The sequence below is a fragment of the Novosphingobium aromaticivorans DSM 12444 genome (assembly GCF_000013325.1).
Taxonomy (GTDB): domain Bacteria; phylum Pseudomonadota; class Alphaproteobacteria; order Sphingomonadales; family Sphingomonadaceae; genus Novosphingobium; species Novosphingobium aromaticivorans.
Map to the genome: position 1 here is coordinate 1,034,287 of NC_007794.1, position 24,233 is coordinate 1,058,519.

Genomic DNA, 24,233 nt, shown 5'->3' on the forward strand with positions numbered 1-24,233 from the left:
GACGGCCTTATGGCCCCGCCTCTTGAAAGGAAGGAACAGTGGCAAAGAACTGGACTGCGGATTCGTGGCGCGGGCATGAGGGGCGGCATCTGCCGACCTATCCGGACGCCGAAAAGCTGAACGAGGTCGAGACGACCCTGACGAGCTTTCCGCCGCTGGTTTTTGCCGGCGAGGCGCGCGCGCTCAAGGCCGATCTCGCGCAAGTGGCTGCGGGCAAGGGTTTCCTGCTCCAGGGCGGGGACTGCGCCGAAAGCTTCGCCGAGTTCCATCCGAACAACATTCGCGACACGTTCCGCGTGCTGCTGCAGATGGCGGTCGTGCTGACGTTCGCCAGCAAGCAGCCGGTGGTGAAGGTTGGCCGCATGGCCGGCCAGTTCGCCAAGCCGCGTTCGTCGCCGGTGGAAAAGATCGGTGACGTCGAACTGCCGAGCTACCTTGGCGACAATATCAACGGCATCGATTTCACCCCCGAGTCGCGGATTCCCGATCCCGAGCGCATGCTGCGCGCCTACAGCCAGGCGGCGGCGACGCTGAACCTGCTGCGCGCTTTCGCGGGTGGCGGCTATGCGAACCTGCGCCAGGTCCACCAGTGGACGCTCGACCACATCGGCAAGAGCCCCTGGGCGGCGAAGTTCAGCGAGATGGCCGACAAGATCGGCGAGTCTCTCGACTTCATGGAAGCCTGTGGCGTCGATCCCAGCACCGTCCCGCAGCTTCAGGGCACGAGCTTCTACACTAGCCACGAAGCGCTGCTGCTGCAGTACGAAGAAGCGATGACGCGCCAGGATTCGCTGACCGGCGAATGGTACGACACCAGCGCGCACATGCTCTGGATCGGCGACCGTACTCGCTTCGAAGGATCGGCCCACGTCGAATACCTGCGCGGCGTCGGCAATCCCATCGGCATGAAGTGCGGTCCTTCGCTGACGCCTGACGCCCTGCTGCGCATGCTGGATACGCTGAACCCCGGTCGCGAGGCCGGTCGCATCACGCTTATCAGCCGCTTCGGGCACGACAAGGTCGAAGCCGGCCTGCCGCCTCTGGTGCGTGCCGTAACGCGCGAGGGGCACCCGGTAGTGTGGTCGTGCGATCCGATGCACGGCAACGTGATCAAGGCCGACAATGGCTACAAGACGCGTCCGTTCGACCGCATCCTGACCGAGGTGAAGGGCTTCTTCGCGGTGCATCGCGCCGAGGGAACCCACGCTGGTGGCATCCACATCGAGATGACCGGCCGCGACGTGACCGAGTGCACCGGCGGTGCGGTGGCGATCACCCAGGAAGGCCTGGCGGACCGTTACCACACCCATTGCGACCCGCGCCTCAACGCGGCGCAGTCGATCGAGCTCGCTTTCCTGATGGCCGAAGCGCTCAACCAGGAACGCGCGGAGCGCAAGGCCGAAGCGGCCTGATCGCCCCGCCTGCTTGAAGAATTGACGGCCCGTTGCCTTAGGCGACGGGCCGTTTTTCCGTGGCGAGCCCTGCCAGGGCGTGTTCGATGGCCAGCCGCGCAGCCGCCACCGCGTCGGCGGCAGAGAAGCCGAACCGCGCGCGATAGTAATGCCAGGTCGATGCGACGACGTGGTAGTGGATGTTGGCCGCGACCAGCCTGCGCATTGCGTCGGGCGCGTGTGGCGCGGCTTCGTCCACCAGCCTCCGGATCGTTTCCCCGCGCCGGACAAGGTCCCCGCTGCGGATGCGCTCGTAGACTTCGCTGCGCAGCGCGGCGCGGGTCAGCGGCGCGGTCGCCTCGAACCGGGCGAAGATTGCCTCGGGATAACCGGGCAGATCTTCGACGCGTTCCGGCACCGGGGGCGGGGCGAGGCGTGCGTTCATTTCCGCCGCGACGGCGTCGAGCAGGTCGTCGCGTGCCGGGAAATAGCGAAAGACCGTTCGTTCGGACATGCCGGCCCGCTGTGCGGCGGAGCGCACCGAAAGCTCGGCCGCGTCCTCCTCGGTCAACAGCGCGATGGCCGCGTCCAGGATGAGCGAACGGGTAAGCGCCGCATGGCGCGAGCGGAGCGTTCCATTACTATTTGACATACAGTATGACAGAATTTACTTTATTCAGACATAAGGGTTGCCACTCTGCCAATCGAGTCGCCCCGATGCAAGCATTTCAGGGAGCCGCATCAATGGATCGAATGGTCAAACGCCCCGTCCTCCACGTTCGCGCACCGGATGCACCCACCTTGCAGGTGCTCGGTGCCGGGGTCCGCTTCGTCTGCGAGAAGGAAGATACCGACGGCCGGTTCTCGGTCATGGTCAATGACCTGCCGTTTGGTGCTGGCCCGCCGCCACACCACCACGACTGGGACGAGGGCTATTTCATCATTGAAGGCGCGGTCGACTTCACGCTCGACGGACAGGCGTTCCACGCTGCCGCTGGCGATTTCCTGCTGGCGCCGGCGGGGACGGTCCACACCTTCTCGGGCGCCTGGCGCGACGGCGTGACCCGGCTTGGTCATCGACGCCCCCGCCCATGCCGCCGGCTTCTTCCGCGCCGTCGATGCCCGGGTCAAGGGCGAGGAGGACCTGCCGCGCGTCTCCCTGATCGGGGAAGAGCACGGCATCCATTTCGTTCGCTGAAGGCGGGCCGGGCGCTCAGGCCCCGGCCTTCACCGCAAAGCTCATCGCCAGTTCCGCCAGCGGGCGCACGCGTTCGGACATGGCCTTGGCATGGGCGCTCGACGCCGTGCCGTCGATGACCCGCTTCTTGATGCCCTGGATAATCCCGGCAAGGCGGAAGAAGTTGTAGGCCATGTACCAGTCTAGATCGGGCAGCCCATCGCGGCCCGTGCGCTCGCAATACCGGGCGACGACTTGGTCCAGTTCGGGAATGCCCAGCGCCTTGCGGTCGAGGTCCTGGACGCCGGAACGGCCGCCATTGTCCTGCACCCAGGCCGTGCATAGGTAGGTGAAGTCCGCCAGAGGGTCGCCCAGCGTCGACAGTTCCCAGTCCAGCACCGCGATGACGCGCGCTTCGGTCGGGTGGAAGATCATGTTGTCGATGCGGTAGTCGCCATGGACCACGCTGGTGCGGGTCTGTTCCGGCAAGGTGGCGGGCAGCCACTCGATCAGCCGCTCCATCTCCGGCATCGTTTCGGTTTCTGAAAGCCGGTACTGCTTGGTCCAGCGATCGACTTGTCGGCCGAAGTAGTTACCGGGCTTGCCGAAATCCGACAGTCCGGCCTTTTCGACGTCGACCGCATGCAGGTCGGCGAGCGTATCGACCATCGCGTCATAGGTCGCGCGGCGAAATTCGGGCGTCGCTCCCGGCATCGCGCCGTCCCAGATCGTCCGTCCGTTGACGCAGCCCATCACGTAGAACCACGACCCGATAACCGAATCGTCGGTGCACAGGCCGTACTGCGGGGCCACCGGAAAGCCGCTTCCGGAAAGTCCGGCTTGTACCTTGTATTCGCGGTCCACGGCATGGGCCGAGGGCAGCAGTTTGCCGAAGGGCTTGCGCCTCAGGACGTAAGGTCCCGAAGGACTGTCTATCCGGTAGGTCGGGTTCGACTGGCCGCCCTTGAACTTCGAGACGGCAAGCGGGCCCTGGAAGCCTGCCACGTTCGTCTCGAACCAGCGGGTCAGACTGGCTTCGTCCAGCCTGTCGGCGCCTTCGGGTGCAACCGTGCCGGTGAAGGCGGTCTGCGCGTCCATGGGAGCCTGCGTCATTGGTCGAACACGATGACAGAGCGGGCGGAATGGCCCTGCTTCATCTTCTCGAAGCCATCGTTGATCCCTTCGAGCGGGATGCGTTCGGCAATGATCGTGTCGAGATCGAGCAAGCCGCGCATGTAGAAGTCGACCAGGCGCGGCAGGTCCACCGGGAAGTGGTTGCGGCCCATGATGGCGCCCTGCAGCTTCTTGTCCGACAGCAGGTCCATCGCGGAAAGTCCGACCTTGTGTGCCAGCGGCATCATGCCAAGGATCGTGGCGGTGCCGCCGCGGCGCAGCGTCGCGACCGCAAGGTCGCCCGATGCCGGACGCCCCACGGCCTCGATCGCATGGTGGACGCCGCCTTTCGTCATCTCGACGATCTGTGCCGCCGCATCGGGTCCCGCGTCCATCACATCGGTCGCGCCCAGCTTCATGGCCAGTTCGCGCTTTTCCGGCATCGGGTCCACCGCGATGATCCGGCCTGCGCCGGCGATCTTCGCGGCGTTGACCGTGGCAAGGCCGACGCCGCCACAGCCGACCACGCAGACCGTCTCGCCCGGGGTCAGCTTCGCCGCGTTGAACACCGCACCCGCGCCAGTGGTGACCGCGCAGCCGATCACCGCCGCGCGGTCGAGCGGCATCTCGGGATTGATCGCCACGCAGGCATGTTCGTGCACCAGCATCTGTTCGGCAAAGGCCGAGAGGTTGAGCATCTGGTTCACGGCGCTGCCGTCGTCGGTGCGGGTAAGGCGAGGTGCCTCGCCCGCGCCGCGCCGGGTGTCGCCGCCAAGGCACAGCGACATCCGGCCGGTCACGCAGAACTCGCAATGACCGCAGAACGCGGACAGGCAGGTGACGACCGCGTCACCCACCTTGACCGTGCGCACTTCCGAGCCGACCGCCTCGACGATCCCCGCCGCCTCGTGCCCCGGCACCGCGGGCAGCGGATGGGGATAGGCACCTTCGATGAAGTGCAAGTCCGAATGGCACAGCCCGCAGGCTGCGGTGCGGATAAGGACTTCATGCGGGCCGGGCTTGGACACGCTGAGATGCTGAATATCCAGCGGCTTGCCCGGTTCGACGAGTACGGCGGCTTTCATCTGCGATTACTCCTGAACGTCAACGTGCCACGCCGAGGTCGCCGGAGCTGAAGCCCCGGTCGGCCTGCGGCATGTCGGCATGGCGGGCAAACTCGATGCGGGCGATTGCGCGGGCGTGGACTTCGTCCGGTCCGTCGGCCAGGCGCAGCGTGCGCATGTGGGCATAGCTTTCGGCAAGGCCGAAGTCCGCCGAGACGCCGCCGCCGCCATGGGCCTGGATCGCGTCGTCGATAATGCGAAGGGCCATGTTCGGCGCCTGGACCTTGATCATCGCGATTTCGAGCGCGGCGGCCTTGTTGCCGACCTTGTCCATCATGTCGGCTGCCTTGAGACAAAGCAGGCGGGTCATGTCGATGTCGATGCGGGCCTGCGCGATGCGCTGTTCCCAGACCGACTGTTCGGACACGCGCTTGCCGAAGGCGACGCGCGACTGGAGGCGCCGTGCCATCTTGGCGATCGCTTCCTCGGCCACGCCGATGGTGCGCATGCAGTGGTGGATGCGGCCCGGCCCGAGGCGGCCCTGCGCGATTTCGAATCCGCGGCCTTCGCCCAGCAGCATGTTGGTGACCGGGACGCGCACGTCCTTGAGTTCGATCTCCATGTGGCCGTGCGGCGCGTCGTCGTAGCCGAACACGGGCAGGTGACGGATGATGTTCACGCCCGGCGCGTCCAGCGGCATCAGGACCATCGACTGCTGCTGGTGACGCTTTGCCTCGAAATCGGTCTTGCCCATGACGATGGCGATCTCGCAGCGCGGATCGCCCGCGCCCGACGACCACCACTTGCGGCCGTTGATCACGTATTCGTCGCCTTCGCGGCGGATCGAGGTCTCGATGTTCGTCGCGTCGGACGATGCGACCTGCGGCTCGGTCATGAGGAAGGCAGAGCGGATCTCGCCGTTCATCAGCGGGCGCAGCCAGCGCTCCTTCTGTTCCAGCGTGCCGTAGCGGTGCAGCACTTCCATGTTGCCCGTATCGGGCGCGGAGCAGTTGAACACTTCGCTGGCCCAGCCGATGCGGCCCATCTCCTCGGCGCAGAGCGCGTATTCGAGGTTGGTCAGGCCCGGACCTTCGAACGCGAACGTTTCGTCGACGTGATGGTGGCCGCTGTTGCGCGGAGGCATGAACAGGTTCCAGATGCCGGCCGCCTTGGCCCTGGCCTTTTCCTGTTCGATGGTCTGGATGACCTTCCAGCGATCGGCCGTGCCGGCTTCCGCCTTGTAGTCGCCATGGCGCGGGCGGATGTTGTCCTCGACGAACTGGCGGACGCGGTCCCGCCAGTACTTCTGGCGCTCGGTCGGTTCGAAATCCATGATCGTCTCCTTCTCGCCCGGCACTGTCCATCGGGCCTGTGGTGTTTTCAAGTCAAAATTAAGCGTTCGGTTAATGGGCGCGCCCGATCCATGTCAAGGATGAAGGCCCGCGGCGTCCGGATCGACCCTCGCCACCTGGTCGAGCCTCGCCAGCCGCGCCTCGTGTGCGGCCCGGTCGATCGGGAAGCGTTGCACGACCAGCGCCGTCAGCACGGCCAGGAGCGCGATGCTCGCCGCATAGGCAAGGCTCAGGCGATAGGTGACTTCGGGCAGCACGTCGGCAGGCGCCGTGTTCGCCTCGAGCCCCGCGAAGCTCAGCAGGAGCCCGGTCAGGAATACGCCCAGTCCCCCGGCGCACTTCGAGGCGAGGAATGCGCCGGCCGAAAGCGTTCCTTCGGAGCGGCGTCCCGTCTGCTCCTCCGAAGCCTCGACGACGTCCGCGACCATCGACCACAGGGTCATCGTGCCCGTGACGGTAAACGTGTTCGACAGGAGCGTGCAGGCGAACATGCCCGCGATCGACGCGGTCGATCCGTCCGGAGCCCACAGCCCCAGCCAGCGCAGGATCAGGGGTCCCGCCCAGAAGACCATGCCGAGCGGTGCCATGCGGATCACGGTCCCCGCCTTTCCCCAACGCGCCTGCGCCTTGCCCACCAGCAGCGACGCGCCCACGACGCTGGCGAAAAGCAGGAAGGGGAAGGCCTTGAGCGCGGTCGGCGTGAACTTCCACACGTAGAGATAGAGGTAATTCGAAAGCGCGAATGTAATCCCCTGCGCGGTCAGGGCCGCCGCGATTCCCGCCATGACGACGAGGCACGCAGGGTGCGAGAAGCTTTCGCGGATCTCGCCCAGCGAGGCGAGGGCGCCCTTGTCCGCCGTCGCGCGCTCGGGAGGCATGCCTGCCACGGCCCGGTGCTGCCCGATGGCGGAAAGCAGGACGCAGGCCACCATCAGCCCGGCGCCGAACAGGCCGAAGTTGCGGTATCCCTCGCGCGCCAGCATGGCGTTGGGCAGGAACACCCCATAGGCGAGCAGCAGCATCAGCAGTCCGCCGCCCCACGAGAACAGGAAGCGGAACCGGGTAAGGCGGGTCCGCTCATCGTAGTCGCGACTGATTTCGGCGACCAGCGCTGCCGAGGGGACCTCGCACATGGCCACCAGCGCGCGCACCATGATCGCCGACATCAGCAGCATCGCGAAGCTTGGCTCGCCGATGGGCGACCACAGGAATATCCAGGCCAGGCCCAGCGGGATCGGGGCGAGGTAGAGGAACGGCAGTCGCCGGCCCCAATGCGTGCGCGTGCGATCGCTGATATGACCGACGACCGGATCGATCAGCCCGTCGAACACCAGTGCGATCAGCAGCGCGAGGCTCACCAGCCGCGCATCCATGCCCAGGACCTGATTGTAGAACAGCAGCAGGAACGTGGCGAAGCCATTGTCCTTGATGCCGTAGGCCACGCTGCCAAGCCCGTTGAACAGGGCGAGGCGGGTGGGAACCTTGCCCTGTATCGGGATCATGAAACCTTGCCGCTTTCCTTCATCTGCTGCAGCGCATCGAACAGGCCGGGCATGTTCGGGTCCCAGCTATGGCGCGGGCCCACGGTGATGCCGCCATCGACGATGAGCGAAGTCCCCGTCACGAAGCCCGCCGCCTCGCTCGCGAGGAAAAGCACGGCTTGCGCGATATCCTCTGGCTGTCCGCCCCGCGCTACCGGCTGGGCCTGTTGCGACATCGCCGCGATCGCGCCCTTGGCCTGTGCTTCCAGTTCCTCCGGCATTTCGAGCGAGCTGGTGAAGATGTTGGTGTTGATGAAGCCGGGCTGCACCGCGTTCACGCGGATCTGGTGCTTCGCAAGGTCCGCCGCAGCGACCTTCGTCAGGTGAAGCACGCCCGCCTTTGCAACTGCATAGGCCGTGGGCGAATAACCGGGGCCGACCGCCGCTACGCTGGACGTGTTCACGAACGATGCGCCATGGCGGCCCTTCATGTGCGGCACGGCATAGCGAATGCCGAAAGCGACCGACCGCAGCAGCAGGTCCATCGTCCGGTCCCAGCCTTCGGGCTCGATCTCGTCGATGGGCGCGCGGTCACCGCCTGCGCCGGCATTGTTGAACACGGTGTCGATGCCGCCCGTCTCGGTGCCTGCGCGATCCATCAGGGCCTTGATGTCCTCGCAGCGGGTAACGTCGCAGCGCGCGGTCCGGATCGCGCCGTTCGATTGCGCAGCCGTCTCTGCCAGCCCCGCCTCGTCGATGTCCGCCGCATAGACTTTCGCGCCTTCCGCAGCGAAGGCCAGCGCCGCCGCCCGCCCGATGCCCGACGCGGCGCCCGTTACCACCACGGTCTTTCCGTCGAATCGCATTGCCCTCTCCCCGGCGTTTCGTGCCGTTTTACGTTTACGTCAGCTTAGGGGGGAAAGACCTCGCGTCAATGCTTTGCCGGTTGACGCTACGGCATGCAGGGATTGCCCGAAAGTCGGAGAATCCGGCCGCATTTCCGCCCTTGCCAGCAGCCTGCGACTCGCCTTAACCTCCCGATTAAGAGAGGAGCTTCACCATGTCTGACCTTGACGCCTTCCGCGCGGAAATCCGCGCCTGGCTCGAAGAGAACTGCCCCGCCGAAATGCGCGAACCCGTCCGCGACGAGGGCGACGTCTGCTGGGGCGGCCGCAACTTCAAGTTCAAGAGCGAAGCGCAGAAGACCTGGATGGAACGCTGCGCCGCCAAGGGCTACACGGTGCCCGACTGGCCCAAGCCTTATGGCGGTGCCGGCATGTCTCCGGCCGAGGCCAAGGTGTGGCGCGAGGAGTGCGCCCGCATCGGCGCGCGTCCGCCGCTGTCCAGCTTCGGCATCTGGATGCTCGGCCCGGCGCTGCTCAAGTTCGGCACCGAGGAACAGAAGGTCCACTATCTCAACCAGATCGCGCGCGGCGAGATCCGCTGGTGCCAGGGCTATTCCGAACCCGGTTCCGGCTCGGACCTCGTCAGCCTGCAGACCTTCGGCGAGGACAAGGGCGATCACTGGGTCGTTAATGGCCAGAAGATCTGGACATCCTATGCCGACAAGGCCGACTGGATCTTCTGTCTTGTCCGCACCGACAAGTCGAACAAGTACCAGGGCATCAGCTTCCTCCTGTTCGACATGACGACGCCTGGCGTCACGACCAAGCCGATCAAGCTGATCAGCGGCAACTCGCCGTTCTGCGAAACCTTCTTCGACAATGTCGTGGTGCCCAAGAGCCAGATCGTCGGCGAGTTGAACCGCGGCTGGGACGTTGCCAAGTACCTGCTCGGCCACGAGCGCGAGATGATCTCGGGCGCAGGCGGCGGCGACCGTCTCAACGCGATCGGCGCGGTCGTTGCGCGCAACGGTCTTGAAGACCCGATCCTGCGCGCGGAACTCGCGCAGTTCGACGTCGATGCGCTGGCCTATGCCTGCATGGGCGAGAAGTTCCTCGACGAGGCCAAGGTCGGCCGCGCCCATCCTGCCCAGCCGAACATGATGAAGTATGCCGGCACCGAGCTGAACAAGCGGCGCCACGAACTGCTCATGGCGGCAGGCGGCGCCACGGCGCTTGAATGGGAAAGCGATCGCACCAGCGGCGGAACGCCCGCGCGCTCGTGGTTGCGCACCAAGGCGAACTCCATCGAGGGTGGGACCAGCGAGGTCATGCTCAACGTCATTTCCAAGCGCATTCTCGACCTGCCGGGAGCCTGATCGATGCCTCTTTACCACACCGAAGACCAGGCCATGCTGGCCGAAACCGTCACCGGCTTCATGGCCGATGAAGGTGCGATCAAGAAGCAGTTGCGGCACTATCGCGACATGAATTGCCAGGACGGCTTCGGCCATGCCCTGTGGAAGCAGTTTGCCGAAATGGGCCTGACCGGGATGCTGGCGTCCGAGGCCGACGGCGGGCTGGCCATGGGCCATGTCGAGGCGGGTATCGTTCTGCGCGAGATTGGCCGCAACCTCACGCCTTCGCCCTTCCTGACCACTTCGGTCATGGGCGTCACGGCCCTCTCGGGCGGGTCGGACGAGCTGCGCGGGCGCTGGCTTCCCGGCGTGATCGCCGGCGACAGCGTGCTTGCCGTCGCCATCGACGAAAGCCCCAAGCACCGACCCGAACGCATCGCCTGCCGCGCCGAGAAGGCGGGCAACGGCTTCCGCCTCCAGGGCCGCAAGGCCTTCGTGGTCCACGGCGCATCTGCGGACGCGATCATCGTTGCTGCGCGCACCTCGGGCAGCGACACCGATGTTGACGGCATCACGCTGTTCGCCGTTCCGAAGGATGCGGCCGGCATTGCCCACGAGAACCTCCGTCTCGTCGACAGTACGATGGCCAGCAACGTGACCTTCGACAATGTCGAGCTGGACGGCGACTGCGTGATCGGCGAGGTCGATGGCGGGCGCGAACTGCTGAACAGGGTGCTCAACGTCGGTCGCATCGGCTCAGCCGCTGAAATGACCGGGGTCGGGCAGGGCGCGTTCGACATCACCACCGCCTATCTCAAGACGCGCAAGCAGTTCGGCAAGCTGATCGGGGAATTCCAGGCGCTCCAGCACCGGGCCGCGCACCTCTACTCCGAGCTGGAGATTGCCGAGGCCGCCGTCATCAAGGCGCAGCAGCTTCTCGACGGCAATTCCGAAAAGGCGGACCTGATGATCTCGGTCGCCAAGGCCAAGGCTGGCAAGGCTTGCAACCTGGCAGTGCGCGAGGGTGTGCAGATGCACGGCGGCGTGGGCATGACCGACGAATTCGACATCGGTCTCTACATGAAGCGCGACCGCTCGCTGTCCGAGTTCATGGGGGACCAGTACTACCACGCCGAACGGGTCGCGCAGCTCAGCGGATATTGACGCTTCGACAGGTCGGGATGTGTCGGCGGCGGGACAGTACCGCTGTCCGTCCCGAACCTGTCGAAGGACCAGGGTACAACGGCCGCAAAGCAGGTCGGAAGGGAACACGATATGGATTTCAGCAAGCTTTTCAGCCTTGAAGGCCGCGTAGCGGTCGTCACCGGTGGTTCGCGAGGGATCGGCGAGATGATTGCCGAGGGTTTCATCGCCGCCGGTTGCTCGCGCGTCTACATCACCGCGCGCAAAGCCGCCGTGGTCGAGGAAACCGCTGCCCGCCTTGGCGAGAAGTGCATCGCCCTGCCAGGTGACATCTCCAACGTCGCCGGGATCGAACAGCTCGCCGCCGACCTCGCCGCGCGCGAGGACAAGCTCGACATTCTCGTCAACAACGCCGGCGCGGCGTGGGGCGCGGATTTCGAGGATTTTCCTGAACTGGGCTGGGACAAGGTCATGGACCTCAACGTCAAGACCCCGTTCTTCCTCACCCAGAAGCTGCATGGCCTGCTCAAGGCCGCTGCCAGCAAGGAACAGCCCGCCAAGGTCATCAACATCGCCTCGGTGGATGGCCTGCGCCTCAACCCCTGGGAAACCTACAGCTACCAGGCTTCGAAGGCGGCGGTCGTTCATCTGACGAAGCGAATGGCGGCACGCCTGGTCAAGGACCAGATCATTGCGAGCTGCATCTGCCCCGGCGCCTTCCCCTCGGAAATGAACAAGGCGGCAGCGAAGAATCCGGAAGCCTCGTCGCGTGGCATTCCGCTGAAGCGTATCGGCACGATCGAGGACATGGCCGGCGGCGCGATCTTCCTTGCCAGTCGCGCGGGCGACTATGTCGTCGGCACGCCGCTTCCCATCGACGGCGGCATCGTCAACGCGTGGATTCCGGAAAACGCCGTCGATCCGAGCGGACACTGACGCCGATGCCGCACACCGTTCGCACGCTGGCGGAAGGCCTGACCTTCGGTGAAGGCCCTCGCTGGCGGGCGGACGATCGCGGTGGCCGGCTCTGGTTCTCCGATTTCTTCTCGCAGTCCATCCGCTCGGTGGGGATGGACGGCGACGTCGCGGTGGAGCTTGAGCTGGACGACCGGCCATCCGGCCTTGGCTGGATGCCCGATGGCTCTCTGCTGTTCGTTGCCATGAACAGCAGAGAGGTGCGCAGGCGCGGGCCTGATGGCACTGTCGCGTTGCATGCCGACCTTTCCGGCGTCGCCAGCCACACCTGCAACGACATGGTTGTCGATGCGGATGGCGGTGCCTGGGTTGGCAACTTCGGCGTGGACTTTGCCGAACTCATGCACCGCTCCTTCGCCGACGTGGCGGCGGACCCGCCGCTTGCCGACCTCGCCCGCGTCGCACCGGACGGCACGGCTACAGTGGCGGCCAGGGGCATGGCCTTTGCCAACGGCAGCGTGATTACCCCGGACGGCAGGACGCTGATCGTCGCTGAATCCCTCGGACGGCGGCTCACGGCCTTCGATATCGCGCCGGACGGTTCGCTGTCGAACCGACGGACCTGGGCGGACACGCCGTCGCGCTCTCCCGATGGCATCGCTCTCGATGCCGAAGGTGCGGTCTGGTTCGCGAACGCCTTTGCCGGCGAATGCGTCCGTATTGCCGAAGGCGGAGAGGTGCTGGACGTCGTCGAGACCGGCGCGCGCAACTGCTACGCCTGCATGCTCGGCGGGCCCGAGGGGCGGCACCTGTTCATGCTGGTGGCCGATACGGTGGAACCCGACGCCGGGGTTCTCCCCACGGGCGCGATTCTGGTGACCGAAGTCGAGGTCTCCCGCGCCGGGCGTCCCTGACGCCTGCTCAGCCCCGCATCAGCCCGCGCACGAAGTCGATCAGCCCTGTCTGGCGCGTGCGGCGCATGCGCTCGGCCGCCAGGATTTCCCGGACCTTGCCGAAGCAGCCGTCGACATCGTCGTTGACCACGACGTAATCGTAGCCGTCCCAGTGGCTGATCTCCGCCTGCGCGCGGTCCATGCGCGCGGCGATCACTTCCGCGCTGTCCGTTCCGCGCCCGGTCAGGCGGCGGCGCAGTTCGTCGAGGCTGGGGGGCAGGATGAACACGCGGACCACGTCGGCCTGCGCCTTCTGGTAGAGCTGCTGCGTTCCCTGCCAGTCGATGTCGAACAGTACGTCGCCGCCGGTCTTCAATCGCTCGCGGATGTGGGCCTTGGGCGTGCCGTAGCAATTGCCGAAGACCGTGGCCCATTCGTAGAATTCGTTGGCTTCCACCATCCGCTCGAACTCGGCCGGTTCGACGAAGAAGTAGTCCTTGCCGTCAACTTCGCCGGGCCGCATCGGGCGCGTCGTTACCGAAACCGACATGGCAATCTCGCTGTCTTCCGACAGAAGCTTGCGCGCGATGGTGGTCTTGCCCGCGCCCGAGGGCGAGGACAGGATGAACATCAGGCCCCGGCGGTGCAGGGCGTCGTCGTCATGGGACTCGGTGTTTGCGGGATTGCCAGCCATGCCCGCTAGTGGCGCATCGGTTCCCGGCCGGTCAAGTGCGGAAGAGGACCCGGCGCAGGTGGCGGCCTCAGCCCTTCTTGCCGCGCTCGACCTGCTTTTCGAGCGCCTTTGAGCCGTCGCTCTTCGCTTCCTTCTCGCGCTTGCGGTCGTAAAGCGTCTTGGCCAGCATTCCGCCGCCGACGATGATCGCCCCGGGAACCGAGCGCGTGGCGATGCGCGCGATGGCGGTTCCGACCAGGGTCTGCATCATCGTGCGCCCCTTGATCACGCGCCCGGCCTTCTTGGCGCCGAGCTTGCTGCCGACAAGACCCTTTTCGACCCCACGGCGCAGTAGCGCGCCGCCGGTGCGCAGCGCGATGTCCGCAAGAATCAGGTTGGTCATCGGATTGGGGCTGGGGGCGGGAACCCTGTCGGCGATGTCCTTTGCCGCTTCGACCGCCTTCTTGCCCTTCCTTGCCATGCCCAAGCCTTTTGCTGCGGGGCGGCGCGGCCCCTTACTTCTTCTTGCCGAAATCGACGGTGACGACGTTCGAGCCGTCGTCGCTGCGTTCAACGGCGGGCCTTTCGGCTTGTTCCGGCGAATCGTTTTCGGCCGGTTCGAGCGGTTCCACCTCGTCGTCGTCGACCACGGCCTGGAACTGCAGTCCGAAATCGACCGCCGGGTCGACGAAGGCAGTGATCGCCGAGAACGGGATCAGCAGCGTGGAAGGGATCTGGTTGAACGAAAGGCCCACGGTGAAGCGGTCTTCCTCGACCTTCAGGTCCCAGAACTTGTTCTGGAGAACGATCGTCATCTCGTCGGGGAACCGCTCGCGCAGGCGCTGCGGAATGTCCACGCCGGGCGCGCCGGTCTTGAACGTGATGTAGAAGTGGTGCGTGCCTGGAAGGACGCCGCCAGCCGACTCGACCTGGCCGAGCACCCGGCCGACGACCGCGCGCAGCGCCTCCTGCACGATTTCGTCGTAGGGGATCAGGCTGTCGGGTGTGTCGCTCATGCCCAGACAACTGGCCCCGGTGACCGCGCCGGTCAAGTGGGGACGGTGATTGATTCTCGAGAGGAGGGGCGTATAGGCGCGTCCATGCGCACCGGATCGATCACGCGGAAGACCGAGGAAACCGACATCGCCGTGTCGGTGAACCTCGATGGCACCGGCACCTACAAGGTGGACACGGGCATCGGCTTTCTCGACCACATGATCGAGCAGTTCAGCCGTCACTCGCTGATCGACATCGAATGCCGCGTGAAGGGCGATCTCCACGTCGACCAGCACCACACGACCGAGGACAGCGCCATCGCGCTGGGCCAGGCGATCTCGCAGGCGCTCGGCGACAAGAAGGGCATCACCCGTTACGGCCACACCTACTCGCCGATGGACGAGGCGCTGTGCCGCGTCGCGCTCGATATTTCGGGCCGTCCGGTGCTGGTGTGGAAGGCCGCCTTCACCCAGCCGCGCCTTGGCGAGATGGACACCGAGCTGTTCGAGCACTGGTTCCAGTCGATCAGCCAGGCTGCGGGCATCACGCTCCACATCGAAAGCCTCTACGGCTCGAACAACCACCACATCATCGAGGGCATCTACAAGGGCTTCGCCCGTGCGATGCGCGCCGCCATCGCGATCGATCCGCGCAAGGCCGACGCCGTCCCTTCGACCAAGGGCATCCTCGGTGGCTGAGACGCTCGCGCTCGTCGACTATGGCGCGGGCAACCTGCGCTCGGTTGCAAATGCGCTCAAGGCGGCGGGGGCCGAGGGCGTCGTGGTGACCGCCGATCCTGCGGTCGTTCGGGCCGCAGATCGCGTCGTTCTGCCCGGCGTAGGTGCCTTCAAGGCCTGCATAGGTGCTCTCAGGGGCGTTTCGGGTCTTGTCGAGGCGATGGAGGAGCGGGTGCTCGTGGGCGGTGCTCCGTTCCTCGGCATTTGCGTGGGAATGCAGCTCCTTGCCGACCGCGGCGTGGAACACGGCGTCACCGAGGGCCTCGGCTGGATCGGCGGAGAAGTCCGCGTGATCGAGCCGGCCGATCCGTCGATCAAGGTGCCCCACATGGGCTGGAACGACGTCGCGCCGATGCCCCACGAAGGCGGCGCGGAACTGATCGAGCCCGGCGAGGCCTATTTCCTGCACTCGTACCACTTCGTCACCGACGCCGGCGCGCACATCGCGGCGATGAGCGACCACGGTGGCGGGATCGTCGCGGCGGTCGCGCGCGACAATATCCTGGGCGTGCAGTTCCACCCGGAAAAGAGCCAGTCCTACGGCCTTTCTTTGCTCGCCCGCTTCCTCGAATGGAAGCCCTGACGCGGCAGCCTGCGGGAACCTGACCGAGGCGCGGGGGCTTCCTACCTTTGAAGGAGGCCCCGCCAATGACCCAGTTCCCGTTCGACCGCCTGGTCTTCACCCCCTTCATGGTCGACCTGGAGCGTTCTCCGCTGCGGGGGCATTTCGGCGAGGAAACCTATGTCCTGGGTGCGTTCAATCCTGGGATGACGGTCCTGCCGAACGGCAACCTCGTGTTCATGGTGCGCATTGCCGAGGCGCTTCGCCAGCCGATCCGCGACGGCAAGGTCCACGCGATCCGGTGGGAAGACGGCGGCTACGTCCTCGACGGCTGGCCGCTTGAACTGGTCGACACTTCCGATCCGCGCAAGTTCCTGCTCCACGGCGGCGGCTGGAAGATCATGGCGCTGACCTCGTTGTCATGGCTGCTGCCGGTCGAAATGTCGCCCGACGGGCTCGACGTGATATCCATCCACTATGACAAGGCCATCGCGCCGCAAGGTTCGCATCAGTGCTATGGCATCGAGGACGCGCGCATCTCGCGCATGGGCGAGGGTGCCTATCTGATGACCACCTGTTCGGTCAGCCCCGAGCGCCATTCGACGACGCTCTACTCCTCGGACAACGGGCTCGACTGGACATTCGAGGGCATCGTCCTCGATCACCAGAACAAGGACATGTTGATCTTCGAAGGCCTGATCCACGGTGAATACTGGGCTCAGACGCGCCCGCTCGGAGACCTCTATTTCGCCTACCCGCCGGGCAGCGAATGGCGCTCCGGCCCGTCGATAAATCTGTCGACCTCGCCCGATGCCCTTCACTGGAAGCCCTGCCTCAAGCCTGGCATCCGGCCCCACGCCGGCACGGCGGCAACCGCGCGCATGGGCGGCGGCACGCCGCCGATCCTCACCGAGATCGACGGCAGGCGCGGCTGGCTGAGCCTGTGGCACGGGGTGGAGCCCAAGGAGATCGTCGGCATCTATCGCACCTACTGGTCGCTGCTCGATCCGGACGATCCGTCGATCGCCATAGCCGCAAGTCATGCGCCGCTGCTTGAACCGGACGCGGAACTGACCCGCCCGCTTGAAGACCTGCTTTACCTGCGCGACGTGGTGTTCACCACCGGCATCGCGGAAGTCGGTGATCGCTTCATCGTGGCCTCGGGCGAGGCCGATCTTGCCTGCCGCATCACCCATGTGCCGAAGGAAGCCTTCCGTTCCGCGTGATCGCCTGCTAGGCGCGCGGGCCATGATCGTCTTTCCCGCCATTGACCTGAAAGCTGGCCAGGTCGTTCGCCTCGCCGAAGGAGACATGGACCGCGCCACGGTCTACGGCGACAACCCGGCCCACCAGGCAAGCCTGTTCGCGCAGGCGGGGTCGCAATACCTCCACGTCGTCGATCTCGATGGCTCGTTCGCAGGGCGCGCTGAAAACCGCGAGGCGGTGGAAGGCATCCTCAAGTCCTTCCCCGGTCACGTTCAACTGGGCGGCGGCATCCGCACGCGCGAGGCCGTTTCGGGCTGGTTCGACCTCGGTGTCAGCCGCGTCGTCATGGGCACTGCCGCATTGAAGGACCCTCAGTTCGTCAAGGACATGGCGAAGGAATTCCCCGGCGGCATCGTCGTCGCAGTCGATGCGCGCGACGGCATGGTCGCAACCGAGGGCTGGGCCGACGTTTCCGATGTCTCGGTCGTCGACCTCGCACGCCGCTTCGAGGATGCCGGCGTTGCCAGCCTGCTGTTCACCGACATCGGTCGTGACGGCCTGCTCAAGGGCGTGAATCTCGACGCGACGGTCGAACTCGCGCGCCGCGTCGACATTCCGGTGATCGCCAGCGGCGGCGTGAAGGGCATCGACGACATCCGCATGCTCAAGATCCACGAGGGCGACGGAATTGAAGGTGTCATCACCGGCCGGGCGCTCTATGATGGACGTCTCGATCTGAAGGCCGCGATCGAGATGGCAGAGGCCTGATTCCATGACTGTCCGCGTCCGCGTCATTCCCTGTCTCGACGTTGCCGATGGCCGCGTGGTCAAGGGCGTCAATTTCGTCGACCTGCGCGATGCGGGAGATCCGGTCGAGCAGGCGCGCGCCTATGACAAGGCTGGCGCCGACGAGCTTTGCTTCCTCGACATTTCCGCAAGCCACGAAGGCCGCGGCACCCTGCTCGATGTCGTCGCCCGCACCGCAGAAGTCTGCTTCATGCCGCTGACCGTCGGCGGCGGGGTGAGGGCGGTGGAAGATGCCCGCGCGCTCCTGCTGGCGGGAGCTGACAAGGTCGCGGTCAATTCCGCCGCCGTCGCCCGGCCCGAACTGGTGCGCGACATTGCCGAGAAGTTCGGCGCTCAGTGCGTTGTCGGTTCGGTCGACGCGCGCCGCGTCAGCGAACCCGGCGCTCCGGGCAGATGGGAAATCTTCACCCATGGCGGACGCAAGGCGACGGGAATCGACGCTCTGGCGCACGCCGTGAACCTTGCCACGCTGGGTGCGGGCGAACTCCTCGTGACCTCGATGGACGGCGACGGTACGCAGAAGGGCTATGATCTCGAACTGACCCGCGCGATTGCCGATGCCGTGCCGGTTCCGGTGATCGCCAGCGGCGGCGTCGGCTCGCTGGAACATCTGGTGGAAGGGGTGACCAAGGGTCACGCCAGCGCGGTTCTCGCAGCCTCCATCTTCCACTTCGGGACCTACACCATCGCCGAGGCGCACGCGGCGCTGCGTGCGGCGGGCCTGCCAGCGCGCGGCTGAAATGCGCCGTGTCCCGCAATGGGGCATTAACCAACTGATATAAGGGATTTTACCGAATCACCCGATCTGGCAGGGCTAGGCCGTAAACCAATAGCACAGGCCCTCCGCCCGATGGTTCGCCCTCTCGTGTCCCTTCTTGCCCTGATCGTGGCCTCACCGGCCCTGGCGCAATCCGGGGGCATCTCGATCCCGGAGCCGACCGATGGCGCGCTTTTCGCGATCGGGCTGGTCGGCCTGATCGTCGGGCGCCAGATCGCCAAGCGGCGGGGATAAGGCCAACTTCAAGTCGAGGACTGCGTCACCCTGGACTTGTTTCAGGGCCTATTTCCCGGCGCGAGCCGCAGCGCGATCGGCAAGCTGGACCCTGAAACAAGTTCAGGATGACGGTTGAGCAAGAGTTCCCCTGTTACCCTTGACCGCCCCCCTCCATCCGCGCCATTGCGCTTGCCATGGAACACGGTGAAATCCTCGCCCGGCTCGAAGCCACGATCGCAGAACGTCGCCTCGGCGATCCGTCGGCCAGCTACGTCGCCAAGCTGAACGCCAAGGGGCTGGCCAAGATCGCGCAGAAGGTCGGGGAAGAGGGCACCGAGACCGTCATTGCCGCGCTGGCCGGGGACCGCAAGGAACTGGTCGGCGAAGCGGCGGACCTCATCTTCCACCTGATGGTGCTGTTGTCGGCCAAGGACGTGCCGTTCGCCGAAGTCCTGGCCGAACTCGCGCGCCGCGAAGGCACCTCGGGCATCGCCGAGAAAGCCAGCCGGAGCAACTGACATGGCCGTTGACGCTACCCTGCCTTATGACGACCAGAACATCTTTGCGAGGATCCTGCGCGGCGAGATCCCCAATCGCACGGTCTATGAAGACGATTTCGCGCTCGCGTTCCACGACATCAATCCTCAGGCGCCCACGCACGTCCTGGTGATCCCCAAGGGCGCTTACGTTTGCTGGGACGATTTCTCGGCCAAGGCCTCCGACGCCGAGATCGCCGGCTTCATCCGGGCGGTCGGCAAGGTGGCGCGCGATCTGGGCCTGGTTGCCCCGGGGTACCGCCTGCTCGCAAATGCCGGCACGGACAGCCACCAGGAAGTGCCGCACCTTCACGTCCATCTTTTCGCCGGTCGTCCGCTCGGACCGATGCTGGTGCGGTGAAACGGGTCGAAGCGGGGGTTATCGGTTAACCGGCCCTTGCCCTTCGACTCGTCGCAAGGGTAGGGTCGCGGTCGAATGTCCTTGCCCCAGCCGCCCTCCGGCCGTTTCGACGGCAACGAACACCTCTACGCCGTCCGCGTCTACTTCGAAGACACGGACCTGTCGGGCGTGGTCTATCATGCCAACTACCTGCGCTGGTTCGAACGCGCCCGGTCCGACATGCTCCGGCTTCTCGGCATAGACCAGCGCGCCGCGCACGAGGCGGGCGAGGGCGCCTATGCCGTCAGCGAAATGGACCTGCGTTACGTCCGCCCCGCGCGTCTCGACGACGATGTGCTGATCCGCAGCCACGTGGCCCAACTATCGCCCGCCACATGCCGTATCGTGCAGCGTGCGTTCAGGGACGACACGCTCCTGTGCGAAGCGGAGGTCCGCGTGGCCTTCGTCGCTCCCAACGGTCGCCCACGCCGCCAGCCGCGCGAGTGGGTGGCAGCCTTCCAGACCATCACTTCCGCTCCTGAAGGACCGAATTGCGAATGACCCTCCAGATGCTTGCCAACGGCGTTTCCTTCGCGCCGACCTCGCTCAATCCGGTGCAACTGTTCCTCGATGCCGACTATGTCGTGCAGGCGGTCATGGCGGGCCTCGTGCTCGCGAGCATCTGGACGTGGACGATCATCATCGGCTTCTCGCTTAAGATGGGCAGCGTCCAGCGCGGCTGCGACGCGTATGAGCGCGAATTCTGGGAAGCGCGCGACATCGACCAGTTCCACAAGGACAACAAGGGCAAGGACCTGCCATCGGTGCGCGTGGTCGCGGCCGCGCTGACCGAATGGCGCCGGTCCACCTCGGGCAGCGCTATCGATCGCGATGGCACCCGGCAGCGGCTGACGACCGCGCTCGATGGGGCGGTGGTGGCCGAGACCGATGCACTCGCCAGCCGCCTGAACTTCCTCGCCACGGTCGGGTCGGTGGCGCCCTTCGTCGGGCTGTTCGGCACGGTCTGGGGCATCATGGACAGCTTTTTCAACATCGGCGCGCAGCAGAACTCCTCGCTCGCCGTCGTCGCTCCCGGCATTTCCGAGGCGCTGTTCGCCACGGCCATCGGCCTTTTCGCGGCGATCCCGGCGGTCATCGCGTACAATCGCTTCTCGCACCGCGTGAACCGCTTCGAGACGCGCCTCTACCGCTTCGCCGACCGGTTCCACGCCTCGCTCAGCCGCGAACTGGAGGTCTGAGCCATGGCGATGTCCGTCGGAGGCGGTGGAGGTGGCGGCCGTGGCAGGCGCGGCCGTGGTGGCCGTGCCGCGATGAGCGAGATCAACGTCACGCCGCTGGTCGACGTCATGCTGGTGCTGCTGATCATCTTCATGGTCACCGCGCCGATGCTGGCGGCTGGCGTGCCGGTCGACCTGCCCGACAGCAAGGCCGATCCGCTCGACCAGCAGCAGGACCAGATCACCGTCAGCATCGATGCGCAGGGCAACGTCTTCCTCGACGACCAGCAGCTTGCGCCGGGCGAACTGACCGATCGCCTCGCCGGGCTCCAGCGCGGGCCCAAGCCGCCTCTTGTCACCCTGCGCGCGGATCGTGTGCTCGACTGGGGCCGCGTCGCCGCCGTGATGGGCGAACTGAACGCGGCGGGGTTCAAGTCGATCTCGCTGGTCACCAACAGTTCATCCGCGCCGCAATAGGCCTGTTGTGATGCGCGACCCCGTGTCAGAAGGACTGTCGAGGCAGGAAGGTGCCGGGCTGGCGATTGCCGCCGCCGCGCACGTCGCGCTGCTCGTCGTCCTTTCGCTGTCCCCGCCGGGCAAGACGGTCAAGCCGCCGCCCGAACGGATGGAAGTGACCTTCTCGGAAGAGATCGCCAACCAGTCGACCTCGCCCGATCCGATGGCCGAGGCCGCGCCCGACGTCGCGCCTGAACTGGGCGAGCCGCAGCCCGAGCCGGTGGTTCAGCCGCAACCGCTGCCCGAACCGCCAAAGCCGGTGCCCGCTCCGCCGCAGCCCAAGCCAGTGCCCGCGCCGCCCAAGCCCGCGCCGCAGCCCCAGCCGAGACCCGCGCCTGCCAAGCCCGCGCCGCCCAAGCCTCAGGCAAAGCCCGCACCCGCAAAGTCGGCCCCGGCGAAGCCTGCTGACGAAAGTCCGCGCCGCCGACCAGATGCCCCGGCCGGGGGAAGTCGCATCGGTTCGGATTTCCTCAAGGGCATTCCCGGCGCGACCAGGCCGGGCACGGCGAAGACGCCTCCGGCCGCTGCGATCGGTCCCGAGGTCAAGTCCTCGCTGGCCGGGGCGATCTCGCGCCAGATCAAACCGCACTGGGCCGCCCCCCAGGGTGTCGATGCCGACAAGCTCGTGACGATCCTCGCGTGGGATCTCAACGAGGATGGCAGCCTCGCGGGCCGTCCGCGCGTCGTACGGCAGGAAGGCATCACGCCCGCCAACGAGGCTCAGGCCAAGCGCCATGCCGAACAGGCCATACGTGCCGTTCAGCTCGCCGCGCCCTTCGAACTCCCCGCAATGTACTATTCCGGCTGGAAGCGCGTCGCCGCCTTCCGCTTTGACAGGAAGTTGTCCCAATGAAGATCCGTCACCTTCTCCTGCTAGCGGGGCTGGTCTCCGCGCCAGCCATCGTCGCGGCCCAGCAGACCGCATTGCCGTCGTCTAGCGCGGCGCAGGCATCGGGCGACGACGACGGTGGCCTGACCGGCTCTGTTTCCGACGAAAGCGAGTGGCAGGACCTCGGCATCGCCATTCCCTCGTTCCCGACCAACGCTTCGGTCCCGACCGCGGCCGAAGGCGGGACCACCGAGGCGTTGGGGCGGAACGTCGCGCGCGTGGTATTCAACGATCTCAAGAACAACGGCCTGTTCAAGCCGGTCGGCCCGGATGCGCTTCCCGCCATCGCCTTTCCGCAGGTGGCCGCGCCCGCGTTCGACGCCTGGCGCGGCCGTTCGGCCGAAATGCTGGTGCAGGGCTTCGTCAAGGCGAACGAGGACGGCCGCCTGACGGTCGGCTGCTATCTCTACGACGTCGCGCTCGGCAGTGAACTGGCGCGGCAGGGCTATGTCGTGAAGCCGGAGGAATGGCGCCGCGCCGCGCACAAGTGCGCTGACATGGTCTATTCGCGCCTGTCCGGCGAAAGCCCGTTCTTCGACAGCAAGATCGCCTATATCGCCGAGACCGGGCCCAAGGACCGCCGCCGCAAGCAACTGGCGATCATGGATTCCGATGGCGCCAACCATCGCTTCATCACCAATGGCCAGGCGACCGCGCTGACGCCGCGCTATTCGCCGGACTACAGCCAGATTGTCTACCTCAGCTATCTGAACGGCGCGCCGCGCATCTACATCTACAACATCGGCACCGGCCAGCAGAAGCTCGTCACGTCGAGCACCAACCCAACCTTCGCCCCACGCTGGTCGCCCGACGGCAAGTGGATTCTCTATTCGATGTCTGTCGCGGGCAACACCGACATCTATCGCGTCTCGGTCAACGGCGGCGCCTCGACGCGTCTGACCGACAGCCCGGGCATCGACGTCGGCGGGTCCTATTCGCCCGATGGCAGCAGGATCGTGTTCGAAAGCGACCGTTCGGGCAGCCAGCAACTCTACGTGATGAACGCGGATGGATCGAACCAGAAGCGCATCAGCTTCTTCGGTGGCCGCGCCGCGACGCCCGAATGGTCCCCGCGCGGCGACCAGATCGCCTTCACGCATCTCGGCGGCAATTTCCGCATCGCGGTGACCGATCCCTCGGGCGGCAACATGCGCTTCCTCACCGATAGCTGGCAGGACGAGGCGCCCACCTGGTCGCCCAACGGCCGCATCGTCCAGTTCTTCCGGACCGAGCGCGGCAGCGGCAAGACCGGCATCTGGCAGGTTGACCTCACCGGCCGGAACGAGCGGAAACTGAACACGCCCGTCGATGGTTCCGACCCTGCATGGGGACCCGTCCTGCCCTGAACGCGGTCGTAAACCGATCCGGTGCAAACGTCGTGGCCATGGAGCTTGTCATTTCATCGCCGGATATGCACGATACGTCGCCCCTCTCCCAATCCCTCCCAAAGGAGATAGCAATGTCCCGTCCGCTTCTGATCGCCGGCCTCGCCGCCGCAACGCTCAGCCTTGGCGCCTGCGCGTCCAAGCCCAAGCAGCTTCCGCCTGAGCCCGGCACCACGACGACGACGCAGACCGCGCCGCCGCCGGCACAGCCCACTGGTCCCGCCCCGGGCAGCCAGGCCGATTTCATGGCCTCGATCATTTCGGACACCGTCAACTTCGATACCGACCGCTACAACATCGACGCCGCGGACCAGGGCGTGTTGCAGAGCCAGGCCGCATGGCTTGCCCGCTATCCGGGCAAGGCCATCACCATCGAAGGCCACTGCGACGAGCGTGGCACGCGTGACTACAATATCGCGCTTGGCGAACGCCGCGCCAACTCGGCCAAGAACTACCTCGTCAGCCTCGGCGTCGACCCGGGCCGCATCACCACCGTCAGCTACGGCAAGGAACGCCCGCTGGCGCTTGGTTCGGACGAGGATTCGTGGGCGAAGAACCGCCGCGCGGTGACCGTCACGGTCAACTGAGGAGGCTGCGGCTGCCGCAGTTCCGAAATGCAAGGCCC

At 66.0% G+C, this 24,233-nt stretch carries 29 protein-coding genes and 1 pseudogene; 21 read left to right on the forward strand and 9 right to left on the reverse strand.

Annotated features, from left to right (window positions below; all coding sequences use genetic code 11):
- Positions 1-38: 38 nt before the first annotated feature.
- On the forward strand, positions 39-1,412 hold the full coding sequence (locus tag SARO_RS04950) for a class II 3-deoxy-7-phosphoheptulonate synthase (RefSeq protein WP_011444650.1): 1,374 nt from the start codon (positions 39-41) through the stop codon (positions 1,410-1,412).
- A 37-nt stretch (positions 1,413-1,449) separates the two neighbouring features.
- Here SARO_RS04950 and SARO_RS20150 read toward each other — a convergent pair whose 3' ends face one another.
- A complete protein-coding gene (locus SARO_RS20150) occupies positions 1,450-2,043 on the reverse strand; it encodes a TetR/AcrR family transcriptional regulator (protein WP_011444651.1) in 594 nt (197 codons plus the stop codon).
- Positions 2,044-2,261: 218 nt separating this feature from the next.
- Between SARO_RS20150 and SARO_RS21720 the strand changes: the two are divergent.
- Together SARO_RS21720 and SARO_RS21580 are read left to right on the forward strand one after the other, a co-directional pair.
- A pseudogene (locus SARO_RS21720) lies at positions 2,262-2,381 on the forward strand (cupin domain-containing protein); the annotation flags it as partial.
- Positions 2,382-2,460: 79 nt separating this feature from the next.
- Positions 2,461-2,589 carry a hypothetical protein gene (locus SARO_RS21580; RefSeq protein ID WP_256325457.1) on the forward strand — a complete coding sequence of 43 codons (129 nt, stop codon included), beginning with the start codon at positions 2,461-2,463 and terminating at the stop codon, positions 2,587-2,589.
- 15 nt (positions 2,590-2,604) lie between these two features.
- Here SARO_RS21580 and SARO_RS04965 read toward each other — a convergent pair whose 3' ends face one another.
- The 5 genes from SARO_RS04965 to SARO_RS04985 all read right to left on the reverse strand — a co-directional run bounded on the left by SARO_RS04965 (position 2,605) and on the right by SARO_RS04985 (position 8,444).
- Positions 2,605-3,681 carry a phosphotransferase family protein gene (locus tag SARO_RS04965; protein WP_011444653.1) on the reverse strand — a complete coding sequence of 359 codons (1,077 nt, stop codon included), beginning with the start codon at positions 3,679-3,681 and terminating at the stop codon, positions 2,605-2,607.
- Positions 3,678-4,766, reverse strand: coding sequence for a Zn-dependent alcohol dehydrogenase (locus SARO_RS04970; protein ID WP_011444654.1), 1,089 nt, complete (start codon positions 4,764-4,766; stop codon positions 3,678-3,680). The genes SARO_RS04965 and SARO_RS04970 overlap by 4 nt, the downstream gene beginning before the upstream one ends.
- Before the next feature lie 19 nt (positions 4,767-4,785).
- Entirely contained in the window at positions 4,786-6,078 is a 1,293-nt protein-coding gene (locus SARO_RS04975; protein WP_011444655.1) for an acyl-CoA dehydrogenase family protein, read from the reverse strand.
- Between the two features lie 93 nt (positions 6,079-6,171).
- Positions 6,172-7,599: an MFS transporter gene (locus tag SARO_RS04980; RefSeq protein ID WP_011444656.1), complete on the reverse strand. Its 1,428-nt coding sequence runs from the start codon at positions 7,597-7,599 to the stop codon at positions 6,172-6,174.
- Positions 7,596-8,444, reverse strand: coding sequence for an SDR family NAD(P)-dependent oxidoreductase (locus tag SARO_RS04985; RefSeq protein ID WP_011444657.1), 849 nt, complete (start codon positions 8,442-8,444; stop codon positions 7,596-7,598). The genes SARO_RS04980 and SARO_RS04985 overlap by 4 nt, the downstream gene beginning before the upstream one ends.
- Before the next feature lie 194 nt (positions 8,445-8,638).
- Here SARO_RS04985 and SARO_RS04990 point away from each other — a divergent pair, with 194 nt between their 5' ends.
- The 4 genes from SARO_RS04990 to SARO_RS05005 all read left to right on the forward strand — a co-directional run bounded on the left by SARO_RS04990 (position 8,639) and on the right by SARO_RS05005 (position 12,750).
- Positions 8,639-9,799 carry an acyl-CoA dehydrogenase family protein gene (locus tag SARO_RS04990; protein ID WP_011444658.1) on the forward strand — a complete coding sequence of 387 codons (1,161 nt, stop codon included), beginning with the start codon at positions 8,639-8,641 and terminating at the stop codon, positions 9,797-9,799.
- A 3-nt stretch (positions 9,800-9,802) separates the two neighbouring features.
- Entirely contained in the window at positions 9,803-10,942 is a 1,140-nt protein-coding gene (locus tag SARO_RS04995) for an acyl-CoA dehydrogenase family protein (RefSeq protein ID WP_011444659.1), read from the forward strand.
- Positions 10,943-11,053: 111 nt separating this feature from the next.
- Entirely contained in the window at positions 11,054-11,857 is an 804-nt protein-coding gene (locus SARO_RS05000) for an SDR family oxidoreductase (protein WP_011444660.1), read from the forward strand.
- Between the two features lie 5 nt (positions 11,858-11,862).
- Positions 11,863-12,750 carry an SMP-30/gluconolactonase/LRE family protein gene (locus SARO_RS05005; protein WP_011444661.1) on the forward strand — a complete coding sequence of 296 codons (888 nt, stop codon included), beginning with the start codon at positions 11,863-11,865 and terminating at the stop codon, positions 12,748-12,750.
- 7 nt (positions 12,751-12,757) lie between these two features.
- Here the strand turns inward: SARO_RS05005 and gmk are convergent, their stop codons facing one another.
- The 3 genes from gmk to SARO_RS05020 form a co-directional block, all read right to left on the reverse strand.
- A complete protein-coding gene (gene gmk / locus SARO_RS05010) occupies positions 12,758-13,423 on the reverse strand; it encodes a guanylate kinase (protein WP_011444662.1) in 666 nt (221 codons plus the stop codon).
- Between the two features lie 67 nt (positions 13,424-13,490).
- A complete protein-coding gene (locus tag SARO_RS05015) occupies positions 13,491-13,883 on the reverse strand; it encodes a hypothetical protein (protein WP_011444663.1) in 393 nt (130 codons plus the stop codon).
- A gap of 34 nt (positions 13,884-13,917) precedes the next feature.
- Positions 13,918-14,418: an SspB family protein gene (locus SARO_RS05020; RefSeq protein ID WP_011444664.1), complete on the reverse strand. Its 501-nt coding sequence runs from the start codon at positions 14,416-14,418 to the stop codon at positions 13,918-13,920.
- An 84-nt stretch (positions 14,419-14,502) separates the two neighbouring features.
- Between SARO_RS05020 and hisB the strand changes: the two genes are divergently transcribed.
- The 14 genes from hisB (at position 14,503) to pal (ending at position 24,195) form a co-directional block, all read left to right on the forward strand.
- Positions 14,503-15,096, forward strand: coding sequence for an imidazoleglycerol-phosphate dehydratase HisB (gene hisB, locus SARO_RS05025; protein ID WP_011444665.1), 594 nt, complete (start codon positions 14,503-14,505; stop codon positions 15,094-15,096).
- Positions 15,089-15,718 (forward strand): imidazole glycerol phosphate synthase subunit HisH, encoded by a 630-nt coding sequence (gene hisH, locus SARO_RS05030; protein ID WP_011444666.1) that lies wholly within the window; start codon positions 15,089-15,091, stop codon positions 15,716-15,718. Before hisB ends, hisH begins: the two co-directional genes overlap by 8 nt.
- 65 nt (positions 15,719-15,783) lie before the next feature.
- Entirely contained in the window at positions 15,784-16,923 is a 1,140-nt protein-coding gene (locus SARO_RS05035) for a glycosidase (RefSeq protein WP_011444667.1), read from the forward strand.
- 22 nt (positions 16,924-16,945) lie between these two features.
- Entirely contained in the window at positions 16,946-17,671 is a 726-nt protein-coding gene (gene hisA, locus SARO_RS05040; RefSeq protein ID WP_011444668.1) for a 1-(5-phosphoribosyl)-5-[(5-phosphoribosylamino)methylideneamino]imidazole-4-carboxamide isomerase, read from the forward strand.
- A 4-nt stretch (positions 17,672-17,675) separates the two neighbouring features.
- Positions 17,676-18,449 carry an imidazole glycerol phosphate synthase subunit HisF gene (gene hisF / locus SARO_RS05045; protein WP_011444669.1) on the forward strand — a complete coding sequence of 258 codons (774 nt, stop codon included), beginning with the start codon at positions 17,676-17,678 and terminating at the stop codon, positions 18,447-18,449.
- Positions 18,450-18,575: 126 nt separating this feature from the next.
- Positions 18,576-18,722, forward strand: coding sequence for a hypothetical protein (locus SARO_RS20950; protein ID WP_176929295.1), 147 nt, complete (start codon positions 18,576-18,578; stop codon positions 18,720-18,722).
- 176 nt (positions 18,723-18,898) lie between these two features.
- On the forward strand, positions 18,899-19,222 hold the full coding sequence (locus SARO_RS05050) for a phosphoribosyl-ATP diphosphatase (RefSeq protein ID WP_011444670.1): 324 nt from the start codon (positions 18,899-18,901) through the stop codon (positions 19,220-19,222).
- 1 nt (position 19,223) lies between these two features.
- Positions 19,224-19,601, forward strand: a complete 378-nt coding sequence (locus tag SARO_RS05055; protein WP_011444671.1) for a histidine triad nucleotide-binding protein — start codon at positions 19,224-19,226, stop codon at positions 19,599-19,601.
- 75 nt (positions 19,602-19,676) lie between these two features.
- Positions 19,677-20,141, forward strand: coding sequence for a YbgC/FadM family acyl-CoA thioesterase (locus SARO_RS05060; protein ID WP_011444672.1), 465 nt, complete (start codon positions 19,677-19,679; stop codon positions 20,139-20,141).
- Complete coding sequence (gene tolQ, locus SARO_RS05065) at positions 20,138-20,839, forward strand: protein TolQ (RefSeq protein WP_011444673.1); 702 nt, start codon at positions 20,138-20,140, stop codon at positions 20,837-20,839. The genes SARO_RS05060 and tolQ overlap by 4 nt, the downstream gene beginning before the upstream one ends.
- A 3-nt stretch (positions 20,840-20,842) precedes the next feature.
- Positions 20,843-21,295: an ExbD/TolR family protein gene (locus tag SARO_RS05070; RefSeq protein WP_011444674.1), complete on the forward strand. Its 453-nt coding sequence runs from the start codon at positions 20,843-20,845 to the stop codon at positions 21,293-21,295.
- Positions 21,296-21,305: 10 nt separating this feature from the next.
- A complete protein-coding gene (locus tag SARO_RS05075) occupies positions 21,306-22,187 on the forward strand; it encodes a hypothetical protein (protein WP_011444675.1) in 882 nt (293 codons plus the stop codon).
- The gene (tolB, locus tag SARO_RS05080; RefSeq protein ID WP_011444676.1) at positions 22,184-23,569 is read left to right on the forward strand and encodes a Tol-Pal system beta propeller repeat protein TolB; all 1,386 of its coding nucleotides are present in this window, start codon (positions 22,184-22,186) and stop codon (positions 23,567-23,569) included. Before SARO_RS05075 ends, tolB begins: the two co-directional genes overlap by 4 nt.
- 113 nt (positions 23,570-23,682) lie before the next feature.
- A complete protein-coding gene (pal, locus tag SARO_RS05085; protein WP_011444677.1) occupies positions 23,683-24,195 on the forward strand; it encodes a peptidoglycan-associated lipoprotein Pal in 513 nt (170 codons plus the stop codon).
- Positions 24,196-24,233 lie beyond the last annotated feature (38 nt).

Excerpts from the sequence above, each read along its gene's own strand:
- SARO_RS20150 (WP_011444651.1), bottom strand. The coding sequence starts at position 2,043 with ATGTCAAATAGTAATGGAACGCTCCGCTCGCGCCATGCGGCGCTTACC.
- SARO_RS04965 (WP_011444653.1), bottom strand. The coding sequence starts at position 3,681 with ATGACGCAGGCTCCCATGGACGCGCAGACCGCCTTCACCGGCACGGTT.
- SARO_RS04970 (WP_011444654.1), bottom strand. The coding sequence starts at position 4,766 with ATGAAAGCCGCCGTACTCGTCGAACCGGGCAAGCCGCTGGATATTCAG.
- SARO_RS04975 (WP_011444655.1), bottom strand. The coding sequence starts at position 6,078 with ATGGATTTCGAACCGACCGAGCGCCAGAAGTACTGGCGGGACCGCGTC.
- SARO_RS04980 (WP_011444656.1), bottom strand. The coding sequence starts at position 7,599 with ATGATCCCGATACAGGGCAAGGTTCCCACCCGCCTCGCCCTGTTCAAC.
- SARO_RS04985 (WP_011444657.1), bottom strand. The coding sequence starts at position 8,444 with ATGCGATTCGACGGAAAGACCGTGGTGGTAACGGGCGCCGCGTCGGGC.
- SARO_RS04990 (WP_011444658.1), top strand. The coding sequence starts at position 8,639 with ATGTCTGACCTTGACGCCTTCCGCGCGGAAATCCGCGCCTGGCTCGAA.
- SARO_RS04995 (WP_011444659.1), top strand. The coding sequence starts at position 9,803 with ATGCCTCTTTACCACACCGAAGACCAGGCCATGCTGGCCGAAACCGTC.
- SARO_RS05000 (WP_011444660.1), top strand. The coding sequence starts at position 11,054 with ATGGATTTCAGCAAGCTTTTCAGCCTTGAAGGCCGCGTAGCGGTCGTC.
- SARO_RS05005 (WP_011444661.1), top strand. The coding sequence starts at position 11,863 with ATGCCGCACACCGTTCGCACGCTGGCGGAAGGCCTGACCTTCGGTGAA.
- gmk (WP_011444662.1), bottom strand. The coding sequence starts at position 13,423 with ATGGCTGGCAATCCCGCAAACACCGAGTCCCATGACGACGACGCCCTG.
- SARO_RS05015 (WP_011444663.1), bottom strand. The coding sequence starts at position 13,883 with ATGGCAAGGAAGGGCAAGAAGGCGGTCGAAGCGGCAAAGGACATCGCC.
- SARO_RS05020 (WP_011444664.1), bottom strand. The coding sequence starts at position 14,418 with ATGAGCGACACACCCGACAGCCTGATCCCCTACGACGAAATCGTGCAG.
- hisB (WP_011444665.1), top strand. The coding sequence starts at position 14,503 with ATGCGCACCGGATCGATCACGCGGAAGACCGAGGAAACCGACATCGCC.
- SARO_RS05035 (WP_011444667.1), top strand. The coding sequence starts at position 15,784 with ATGACCCAGTTCCCGTTCGACCGCCTGGTCTTCACCCCCTTCATGGTC.
- hisA (WP_011444668.1), top strand. The coding sequence starts at position 16,946 with ATGATCGTCTTTCCCGCCATTGACCTGAAAGCTGGCCAGGTCGTTCGC.
- hisF (WP_011444669.1), top strand. The coding sequence starts at position 17,676 with ATGACTGTCCGCGTCCGCGTCATTCCCTGTCTCGACGTTGCCGATGGC.
- SARO_RS05050 (WP_011444670.1), top strand. The coding sequence starts at position 18,899 with ATGGAACACGGTGAAATCCTCGCCCGGCTCGAAGCCACGATCGCAGAA.
- SARO_RS05055 (WP_011444671.1), top strand. The coding sequence starts at position 19,224 with ATGGCCGTTGACGCTACCCTGCCTTATGACGACCAGAACATCTTTGCG.
- SARO_RS05060 (WP_011444672.1), top strand. The coding sequence starts at position 19,677 with ATGTCCTTGCCCCAGCCGCCCTCCGGCCGTTTCGACGGCAACGAACAC.
- tolQ (WP_011444673.1), top strand. The coding sequence starts at position 20,138 with ATGACCCTCCAGATGCTTGCCAACGGCGTTTCCTTCGCGCCGACCTCG.
- SARO_RS05070 (WP_011444674.1), top strand. The coding sequence starts at position 20,843 with ATGGCGATGTCCGTCGGAGGCGGTGGAGGTGGCGGCCGTGGCAGGCGC.
- SARO_RS05075 (WP_011444675.1), top strand. The coding sequence starts at position 21,306 with ATGCGCGACCCCGTGTCAGAAGGACTGTCGAGGCAGGAAGGTGCCGGG.
- tolB (WP_011444676.1), top strand. The coding sequence starts at position 22,184 with ATGAAGATCCGTCACCTTCTCCTGCTAGCGGGGCTGGTCTCCGCGCCA.
- pal (WP_011444677.1), top strand. The coding sequence starts at position 23,683 with ATGTCCCGTCCGCTTCTGATCGCCGGCCTCGCCGCCGCAACGCTCAGC.